7 protein-coding genes and 1 pseudogene are annotated in these 5,709 nt (G+C 72.1%); 6 read left to right on the top strand and 2 right to left on the bottom strand.

Annotated elements, in window-relative coordinates; genetic code table 11:
* The 4 genes and pseudogenes from RT91_RS18460 to RT91_RS18445 form a co-directional block, all read left to right on the top strand.
* Positions 1-282, top strand: a pseudogene (locus tag RT91_RS18460) (L-aspartate oxidase); the annotation flags it as partial.
* Positions 279-1,124, top strand: a complete 846-nt coding sequence (nadC, locus tag RT91_RS18455; RefSeq protein ID WP_011942321.1) for a carboxylating nicotinate-nucleotide diphosphorylase — start codon at positions 279-281, stop codon at positions 1,122-1,124. The pseudogene RT91_RS18460 and the gene nadC, both read left to right, overlap by 4 nt.
* 6 nt (positions 1,125-1,130) lie before the next feature.
* A complete protein-coding gene (locus RT91_RS18450; RefSeq protein WP_011942322.1) occupies positions 1,131-1,613 on the top strand; it encodes a DUF3429 domain-containing protein in 483 nt (160 codons plus the stop codon).
* Positions 1,614-1,714: 101 nt separating this feature from the next.
* The gene (locus RT91_RS18445) at positions 1,715-2,017 is read left to right on the top strand and encodes a hypothetical protein (RefSeq protein WP_007423360.1); all 303 of its coding nucleotides are present in this window, start codon (positions 1,715-1,717) and stop codon (positions 2,015-2,017) included.
* A gap of 12 nt (positions 2,018-2,029) precedes the next feature.
* Here RT91_RS18445 and RT91_RS18440 read toward each other — a convergent pair whose 3' ends face one another.
* The gene (locus RT91_RS18440) at positions 2,030-2,788 is read right to left on the bottom strand and encodes a molybdopterin-binding protein (RefSeq protein ID WP_011942324.1); all 759 of its coding nucleotides are present in this window, start codon (positions 2,786-2,788) and stop codon (positions 2,030-2,032) included.
* Positions 2,789-2,802: 14 nt separating this feature from the next.
* On the bottom strand, positions 2,803-3,807 hold the full coding sequence (locus RT91_RS18435) for a bifunctional GNAT family N-acetyltransferase/(deoxy)nucleoside triphosphate pyrophosphohydrolase (protein WP_013640073.1): 1,005 nt from the start codon (positions 3,805-3,807) through the stop codon (positions 2,803-2,805).
* A gap of 103 nt (positions 3,808-3,910) precedes the next feature.
* Between RT91_RS18435 and RT91_RS18430 the strand changes: the two genes are divergently transcribed.
* The gene (locus RT91_RS18430) at positions 3,911-5,173 is read left to right on the top strand and encodes a glutamate-5-semialdehyde dehydrogenase (RefSeq protein WP_035189089.1); all 1,263 of its coding nucleotides are present in this window, start codon (positions 3,911-3,913) and stop codon (positions 5,171-5,173) included.
* A partial coding sequence (locus RT91_RS18425) for a nicotinate-nucleotide adenylyltransferase (RefSeq protein ID WP_082468659.1) occupies positions 5,170-5,709 on the top strand: 540 nt, incomplete at its 3' end. The genes RT91_RS18430 and RT91_RS18425, both read left to right, overlap by 4 nt.

The raw sequence follows: 5,709 nt of genomic DNA, 5'->3' as shown, positions 1-5,709 counted from the left end.
GCGCTGGTGCGCGACCTCGTCAGCCGCCATCTCGGCGTGCTGCGCGACGCCGCCGGCCTGTCCCACCTGATCGAGCGCCTCGCCCCGCTGGCGCCGGCGCACGATGCCGCGCTGATCGGCCTGATGATCGGCGTCGCGGCGCTCGACCGCGCCGAAAGCCGCGGCGCCCATGCGCGGACCGACGCGCCCTCCCGCGCCGCGCAGCCGCGCCATTCCGATCTCACCCAGGCGGCCGCCCTCGCCCGCGCCGCCGCCCTCGCGCAAAGGCCCCACGCCGCATGACCCCGTTGCCCCGCATCATGATCGAACCCGCGGTCCGCGCCGCCCTGCTCGAGGATCTCGGCCGCGCCGGCGACATCACCGCCGAGGCGGTGATCCCGGACGACAGCCGCGCCGCCGTCGCCTTCGTCGCCCGCGAGCCGGGGACGATCGCCGGCCTCGGCTGCGCCGCCATCGCCTTCGACCTGCTCGATCCATCGCTGGCGCTCGACATCCTCATCCCGGATGGCAGCGCCGTCGCGCCCGGCGACGTGATCGCGCGGATCGAGGGGAAGGCGCGCGCCATCCTCTCCGCCGAGCGGACGGCGCTCAACTTTCTCGGCCAGCTTTCGGGCGTCGCTACCGCCACAGCCGGCATCGCTGCCGCGATCGCCCATACCGGGGCGCGGATCACCTGCACGCGCAAGACCATTCCCGGCCTACGGGCCTTGCAGAAATACGCCGTGCGCTGCGGCGGCGGCGCCAATCACCGCTTCGGGCTCGACGACGCGGTGCTGATCAAGGACAACCACATCGCCATCGCCGGCGGCGTCGGCCTCGCGGTGCGCCGCGCCCGTGCCGCGGTCGGCCATCTGGTGAAGATCGAATGCGAGGTCGACCGGCTCGACCAGCTCGCCGAGGCGCTGGAGGCCGGGGCGGACGCCGTCCTGCTCGACAACATGGACCCCGCCACGCTGCGCCGCGCCGTCGCGATGGCGAAGGGCCGCGCGATCACCGAGGCCTCCGGCCGGATCACCCCGGAGAGCGCCCCCGCCATCGCCGAAACCGGGGTCGACCTGATCTCGGCGGGGTGGCTCACCCACAGCGCGCGGGTGCTGGATATCGGGCTCGATTTCATGACATAAGCGCGCATGAACCGCGCTCCCTTCACCATCGCCATCCTGCTCGGAATCGCCGGGCTGATCCCCTTCCTCGCCGGCCTCGCCGTCATCGTCACCGACCCGACGCGCGCCCCGGTCGCGACCACGGTGATGATCGATTACGGCGCCTGCATCCTCGCCTTTCTGGGCGCGGTGCACTGGGGCTTCGCGCTGGAGCCGGGCGGCGTGGTTCCCGAGGCGCGGCTGAACAACCAGCGCCTGCTGTTCGGCGTGCTGCCGGCGCTGGTCGGCTGGCTGGCGCTGCTCGTCCTCTCGCTGGCGCAGGCCCCGCGCCTCGCCATCGCGATCCTGATCGCCGGCTTCTTCGCCACCATCGTGGCAGAGACGGTCGGGCGCGGGCGCGACATCGTGCCGGGGAACTACCTCGCCCTGCGCTGGGCGATCTCGATCGTCGTGCTCGCGGTGCTGATCGTCGCGCTGTTCATCGAGGCTGTGGGCATGCGCCAGGGCTGAGCCTCCCGGATGAACGCAATTTCATCCGGCGGTAAAGCGCCATCGCCGAATTCCGCCGCATTCTCCTGCCAGATTGCGATCATCGATCAGGAGATGCCTACATGAAGCGAACCAGCATCATCGTCGGCGGCGCGATGGCCGCCTGTGTCGCCTTCGCCGCGACCGGCGTCGCCCACGCGGACTGGGATGGCGGCCCGAGCTTTTCGATCGGCATCGCCGGTCCGCCGGCCTATTACGCGCCGCCCCCGCCGGTCTATTACGCGCCGCCGCCGCCGCCCCGCTATTACGCGCCGCCGCCGCCAGCCTATTATGCGCCGCCGCCGCCGGCCTACTACGCGCCATCCTTCCCGGCAGGCCTGTCCTTCGGCTTCAGCCTGCCGCTCGGCGGCGACGACGATCGCTGATCACACCGGGCATCACACCGGCGGTTCGCCCCGGACCGGCGTGATGCCCTCCGCCGCGATCAGCGACTCCGCCTCGCCGATCGCGGCCTCCAGCGCCTCGACATCCGTGCCCTTGACGACGACGGCCACCCCGCTGCCGGACTCGCGGTAGAACGGATAGCTGCCGACATCGACCTGCGGATACCGCGCCTGGATCGCCGAAAGTCCGGCGGCGATGCTGCCTTCCTTCACCCGCAGCCCGTGCACCGCCCGCATCGCGATCGGCGTGCCGCGCGCCAGCACCGTCTCCAGCCCCGCGAACATCGCCTGCATGATCCGCGGCACGCCGGCCATCACATGCACGTTGCCGATGGAGAACCCCGGCGCGATCGAGACCGAGTTGGGAATCGGCACGGCGCCGCGCGGCAGCATCGCCATGCGCTGCCGCGCCTCGTTGAACTGCTCGCGGCCGAGATGCCGCTCCAGCGCGTCCCAGCTTTCCTGGTGCTTTTCCCAGGGCACGCCGAAGGCGGCGGCGATGCACTCGCTGGTGATGTCGTCATGCGTCGGCCCGATGCCGCCGGTGGTGAACACGTTGTCATAGGCGGCGCGCAGCTCATTGACCGCGCGGATGATCCGCTCGGCGACATCCGGCACCACCCGCACCTCTTCCAGCCGGTGGCCGAGCGCGGCCAGGCGGCCGGCGATGAATTTCGTGTTCACGTCCTGCGTGCGGCCGGAAAGGATCTCGTTGCCGATGATCAGGATGGCGGCGGTGGGATTGCTGGGCATGTCGGTCTCCCGGATCACAGAAAATCGCGCAGCAGCGGCAGCAGCGGTCGGTCGGCCGGCGGCATCGGATATTCGTCGAGCCGGTCCGGCGGCACCCAGGCCAGCGCCTGGCCCTCGCGCGGCTCGGGCGTGCCGCTCCAGCGGCGGGCGAGGTAGAGCGGCATCAGCAGATGAAACTGGTCATAGGCGTGCGAGGCGAAGGCGAACGGGGCGACATCCTCCTCGCGGAGCAAAATACCGAGTTCCTCCTCCATCTCCCGCACCAGCGCCCGTTCGGGGGTTTCGCCGGGTGCGAGCTTGCCGCCCGGAAACTCCCACAGCCCGGCCATCTTCTTGCCGGGCGGGCGGCGGGCGAGCAGGATCCGCCCCTCGATATCGACCAGCGCGCAGGCGGCCACGAGCACCAGCGGCTTCGCGGCGGCGGGCGCGGCCACCGGCTCGGGCGCGGCAAGGTGGCGCAGCGCCAGCGCCTCCCGGGTGATCGCGTAACGCATCACCGGCAGGCTCGCGCCGGGCTGGCCGATGAACTTCGCATGGCCGCGCCCCGTCGGGCTGAACCCGGCGCGTTCGAGCAGCGCGATCGAGGCCGCGTTGTCGGCGGCCACCGTCGCCTCGATCGTCGCGATCGGCAGCTCGGCGAACCCCCAGTGCAGCAGCTCGGCGACGGCCGCCCCCGCATGGCCGCGGCGCCAGAACCGGCGGCCGATCCAGTATCCCAGCGCAGCGCTGCCCCGCGCGGCATCGAGGCGCAGCCCGGCGCTGCCGATCATGCTGCCATCCGCATCGAGAATCGCGAATTCGTGGGCGCGCCCGGCGGCACGGTCGGCCACCGCCGCGGCCACCCAGGCCTCGGCGGTCTCCAGCGGGTAGGGAAACGGCGCTTCCGGCAGCCGGCGGCAGATGTCCCAGTCGTTGATGAGCTGGTGGAAGCGGGCGGCATCCTCCTGCTGAAGCGGCCGCAGCACGGCCGTTCCGACGGTTTCCCTGGTGGCGCTATCCGGCACGCAAAACCCCCGCACTGTCTCCTGGCCGCACCGGGATAGCTTGTCCGGCGCGCGGCCGAAAGGGCGATCCACGGTTTGACGGTTGATTTGCCGGCCGCGGGCGCGCAATTCTCCCATCATGGATACCGCGACCCCCTCAGCCGAAGCCATCCTCCGCACCGCCGCCGGCCGGGCGCGCGCCGCCATGCGCAGCCTCGCGGCGATGCCGGCGGCCCGGCGCGATGGCGCGCTGCGCGCCGCCGCCGCCGAGCTGCGCATTCACGCCGTGAACATCCTCGCCGCCAATGCGCGCGACCTCGACAGTTTCGAGGGCCCGCCGGCGATGCGCGACCGGCTGCTGCTGAACGAGGCGCGCATCGAGGCGATCGCCGCCGGAATCGACGCCATCGCCGACCTGCCCGATCCGCTCGCCGGCAGCCTCGCCGAATGGACGCGCCCCAACGGCCTCGTCATCCGCCGCGTGCCGCAGCCGCTCGGCGTGATCGGCATGATCTACGAAAGCCGCCCCAATGTCGGCGCCGATGCCGCGGCGATCTGCATCAAGTCGGGCAACGCGGTGATCCTGCGCGGCGGCTCCGAAAGCTATCATTCGAACACCGCGATCTATCTCGCGATGACCAAGGGCCTGCGCCAGGCCGGATTTCCCAACGGCACCGTGCAGATCGCCCCGAATATCGACCGCGCCTTCGTCGCCGCGATGCTGGGCGCCTCCGGGCAGATCGACCTCATCATCCCGCGCGGCGGCAAGTCGCTGGTCGAGCGCGTGCAGCGCGAGGCAAGGGTGCCCGTGCTCGCCCATGCCGAGGGGCTCAACCACACCTACATCCACGCCGAGGCCGATGCCGAGATGGCCCGAACCGTGCTCGCCAACGCGAAAATGCGCCGGACCGGCATCTGCGGCGCCACCGAAACCCTGCTGATCGACGCGGCGATCGCCCCCGCCCTGCTGCCGCGCCTCATCGAGGATCTCGCCGCCCTCGGCTGCGGCTTCCGTGCCGACGACCGCGCGCGGGCGATCGTGCCGAGCCTGCCGGCCGCCGGCCCGGCGGATTTCGACACCGAATGGCTCGACGCGATGCTCTCGGTCAGCGTCGTCGACGATCTCGATGCAGCGCTCGACCACATCGCCCGGCACGGCTCGTCGCATACCGAGGCGATCGTCACCGAAAACGCCGATGCCGCCGCCCGCTTCCTCGCCGGCACCGACAGCGCGGTGGCGATGTGGAACGCCTCGACCCAGTTCTGCGACGGCGGCGAATTCGGCTTCGGCGCCGAGATCGGCATCGCCACCGGGCGAATCCACGCCCGCGGCCCGATCGGCCCGGCGCAGCTGACGACCTTCCGCTATCACGTCGTCGGCACCGGCCAGGTGCGTCCCTGAGCACAGACCGGCTGCCCCGCTTCGGCGACCGCAGGCCGCTCCGCATCGGCCTGCTCGGCGGCAGCTTCAACCCCGCGCATGAAGGCCATCTCCACGTCGCGAAGGCGGCGCGCCGCGCCCTGCGGCTCGATCAGGTCTGGCTCATGGTCTCGCCCGGCAATCCGCTGAAGCGCCGCGCCGACATGGCGCCCTTCGCCGAACGCCTCGCCTCCGCGGCGCGCCTTGCCGACGGACGCCGCCTGGTCGCGACGGGGATCGAATCCGCGCTCGGCACCCGCCGGACGGCGGACACCCTGGCCCAGCTCCGCCGCCGCTTTCCCCGCGCGCGATTCGTCTGGATCATGGGAGCGGACAACCTTGCCCAGCTCCCCCGCTGGCACCGCTGGCGGGACATCGCCGCCGCCGTGCCGATCGCCGTGCTGCCGCGCCCGGGCGAAACGCGCGCCGCGCTGGCCGGGCGGGCCGCCCATGTGCTACGGCATGCGCGGATTGCCGCGCGCCGGGCGGCAAGCCTCGCCGGCAGCCCGCCGCCGGCG

The sequence above is a fragment of the Acidiphilium sp. JA12-A1 genome (assembly GCF_000724705.2).
Taxonomy (GTDB): domain Bacteria; phylum Pseudomonadota; class Alphaproteobacteria; order Acetobacterales; family Acetobacteraceae; genus Acidiphilium; species Acidiphilium multivorum.
Note: the sequence above shows the minus strand (reverse complement) of the source record. Positions and strands in the feature narration are given on the sequence as shown.

Coding starts and splice junctions, on each gene's coding strand:
- RT91_RS18450 (WP_011942322.1), top strand. CDS start 1,131: ATGAACCGCGCTCCCTTCACCATCGCCATCCTGCTCGGAATCGCCGGG.
- RT91_RS18445 (WP_007423360.1), top strand. CDS start 1,715: ATGAAGCGAACCAGCATCATCGTCGGCGGCGCGATGGCCGCCTGTGTC.
- RT91_RS18440 (WP_011942324.1), bottom strand. CDS start 2,788: ATGCCCAGCAATCCCACCGCCGCCATCCTGATCATCGGCAACGAGATC.
- nadC (WP_011942321.1), top strand. CDS start 279: ATGACCCCGTTGCCCCGCATCATGATCGAACCCGCGGTCCGCGCCGCC.
- RT91_RS18430 (WP_035189089.1), top strand. CDS start 3,911: ATGGATACCGCGACCCCCTCAGCCGAAGCCATCCTCCGCACCGCCGCC.